Origin of the sequence: Paracoccus sp. SSK6, assembly GCF_039770665.1 — a bacterium.
GTDB lineage: Bacteria > Pseudomonadota > Alphaproteobacteria > Rhodobacterales > Rhodobacteraceae > Paracoccus.
The window spans coordinates 1-1,959 of record NZ_JBDPNJ010000074.1; the positions used below are offsets into that span (position 1 = coordinate 1).

Sequence of the window (1,959 nt, forward strand, 5' to 3'; positions counted from 1 at the left end):
AATGGGCAAAACCGCTGATCTTGGGCAGCCAGGTGGACAGCGCTGGCACAAAGGTCAGGATCAGCAGCGACGCAATTGCCGCAACGAAGAAGGGTGGCATTTCGCGGACCAGCGCGGACGGCTTCTGCTTGGTGGCCGAGGCAACCACGAAAATAAGACCCCCCACGGGCGGGGTCATGAGCCCGAACGTCAGGTTGACGATGACGATAATGGCAAAGTGATCCGGCGCGATGCCGAGGTTATAGGCGATGGGCGCCAGGATCGGGACCAGGATCATGACCCCGGGAAGCGGGTCCATGAACATGCCGAAGAACAGCAGCAGCAGATTGACCATCAGGAGGAAGGCGATCGGCGACAGGTCCATCGCAATCACGGCATTGGCCATGGTCTGTGGAACGCCTTCGATGATCAGCACCCATGCAAAAGCGCGGGCCGAGGCGAGGATCATCAGCACGGCGACCGACATGATGGCCGAGCGCAGGAATGCCCCCCACAGATCCGCGAAGGTAAAGCCCCGATAGATGACTGCGCTGGCGATGATGGCGTAGAAGACTGCCACCACAGACGCCTCGGTCGGGGTGAAGATGCCGCCGCGGATGCCGCCGACGATGGTGACGATCAGGAGCAGCGCGGGAAGGGCGGCGATGGTGTTGCGCAGCATCTGCGAGGCCGGCGGGCGCGCCTCAAGGCTGCGATAGTTGCGCGTGCGGCTGATCCACCAGTTCACGCCAGCGATGAGGGCAGAGATCAGCAGGCCGGGCAGCAGCCCCGCCATGAACAGCGATCCCACCGAGACATTGCGGTCCTGCAGCGCGTAGATGATCATCGTGATGGAAGGCGGTATGATCGGGTCCACGACCGCCACCGAAATCGTCAGCGCGCCGGCATAGGCCCTGGAATAGCCGCTGCGCTCCATCATCCGGGCCATCATCGCCCCCGGACCTGCGGCCGAAGCCAGCGCCGACCCTGAAATCCCTGCAAACAGTGTTCCTGTCAGAACGTTTGCATAGCCCAGGCCGCCCCGCAAATGGCCCACGAATTGCGACGCGAACCGCAGCAACATGCGGGATATTGCGCCCGTGGACATGATCTCTGCCGCAAGGATGAAGAACGGGACCGCCAGAAGCGGAAAGCTGTCGAGACCGGTGAACATCTCCTTGACCACGACGACCATCGGATAGCGCCCGTCGATGGCCACCGCCGCAAAGGCCGCCATGGCAAGGCTGAATGCGATGGGAACCCCCATGATCATCAGGATCAGGAAGGCGACGATCATTATCTCAGCCAAGGGCACTCTCTTCCGGATGTTGCAGGCCGGCCCGCAGATAGCGCGGCGCCATCAATGCCAGATGAACGATCATCAGCAGAAAGCCGACCGGCATGGCCGCATAAATCCATTTCATCGGGATACGCAGCGCGGCAGACCGCTGGACCGCCATGCGGTTCATATAGTCGATGCCCACCCACACCATGAAGGCAAAGAAGCCCAGAAGCACCAGCAGGATCAGAGCGCGCATGGCGCGCTGCCACGGGCCAGGCAGCGCGTCCTGTGCATTGGTGATGGCGGCATGCGCACCCTCTCGCAGCGCAAGGCCACTGCCGAGAAAGGTCAGCCAGATCATCGAATAGCGCGCCACCTCGTCTGCCCAGCTCAGCGAATTGCCCGTGAGATAGCGACCAAGGACATTCCAGCCGAGCATGACCGACATCGCCATCAGCCCAAGCACCAGCACGGTACCGTTAAGCGTCACAAAGGCATTTTCGAGACGGCGCACCTGATCACTCGACCGCCTGGATCCGGTCCATCAGTTCCTTGCCGAACTGTGCCTCGTAGTTCTTGTAAGGCTCCGCCAGCGCGTCACGGAAGGCGGCCTTCTGCTCGGGCGACAACTCGTTCACCGTCATGCCGGCTTCCTGCATCTGGGCGACACCGGATGCGTCCACCTCGTCCACATAGGC

2 protein-coding genes and 1 pseudogene are annotated in these 1,959 nt (G+C 62.0%); all 3 read right to left on the bottom strand.

Going from position 1 to position 1,959, the window contains the following annotated elements; all coding sequences use genetic code 11:
• A partial coding sequence (locus AAIL68_RS17365) for a TRAP transporter large permease (protein ID WP_347141041.1) occupies positions 1–1,288 on the bottom strand: 1,288 nt, incomplete at its 3' end.
• The gene (locus AAIL68_RS17370) at positions 1,281–1,775 is read right to left on the bottom strand and encodes a TRAP transporter small permease (protein WP_347141042.1); all 495 of its coding nucleotides are present in this window, start codon (positions 1,773–1,775) and stop codon (positions 1,281–1,283) included. The genes AAIL68_RS17365 and AAIL68_RS17370, both read right to left, overlap by 8 nt.
• Before the next feature lie 4 nt (positions 1,776–1,779).
• Positions 1,780–1,959: pseudogene (locus AAIL68_RS17375) on the bottom strand (C4-dicarboxylate ABC transporter substrate-binding protein); the annotation flags it as partial.